Source organism: Oleiphilus sp. HI0128 (assembly GCF_001635365.1).
The window spans coordinates 1-738 of sequence record NZ_LWGG01000954.1 but is presented as its reverse complement, the minus strand read 5'-3'; the positions used below and the strand labels follow the sequence as shown (position 1 = coordinate 738).

The window sequence follows — 738 nt, the reverse complement described above, 5'->3', positions numbered from 1 at the left end:
AAGATCCCGCAAAGACTGCCTGCCTGATAGCTGGCAAAACAATAATGCAATCAGTTGATCCCAGCAATTTAGGCTGCGTGTTCGATGGTCACCCTTATAACGGTCAACGGTAGCTTGGAACCGGTGACGAGGTAAAAAATTTAGAAGCTGATGGAAGACGGTGTTACGATGTTTCAAGCCTGAATCCTTTGTGGTGAAATTGCTGTCTCGACAACTGCTATTTTACCGCATGTCAATGGATTCAGGCTTCTTAAAGCCCGTTCACTTTTTTTAACCGGACACTAGTGAAATACCGTACTACTTTCAATACAGTCCTTCTCACCTTTGCTATCCGTCATCCCGGCACAGAAAAGGTCCTCAATGACCGTGATGCAAATGGCCATAACCTTCATACGAGGATGATTATTAGGCCAATTTTGACATGCGTACCAGTGACCTATACTGATTCACAGAAGCCACCAGATAATGGTCCGCTAATCGTCTGAAGCGAACCAAGACGGCAGCTGCTTACTGATGACCTTTATCTTCAATTTATAATTCAGCGTCTCTAAGCCGCAAAAGCTATGCGATCACTCATATCCAGAGTAAATAATCCGTACGGGTTGATATGGCTATATATCAAAGGGCTTAATGCCCGATAGTCTTCAGGTATCAGTTTCGAACGTATCGCGTTATCGGATAGCACATCTTCAATCATCAATGTGTTGACGTAAACCAGGCAGCTTTGCAGTAGATGTA

The 738-nt window shown here is 43.9% G+C and carries 2 protein-coding genes; both read right to left on the bottom strand.

Going from position 1 to position 738, the window contains the following annotated elements; genetic code table 11:
• Positions 1 to 177: DUF4372 domain-containing protein (locus tag A3763_RS30170; RefSeq protein ID WP_156495119.1), on the bottom strand; the 177-nt coding region annotated here is incomplete at its 3' end.
• A gap of 370 nt (positions 178 to 547) precedes the next feature.
• Positions 548 to 738: Tn3 family transposase (locus A3763_RS15640; RefSeq protein ID WP_156495118.1), on the bottom strand; the 191-nt coding region annotated here is incomplete at its 5' end.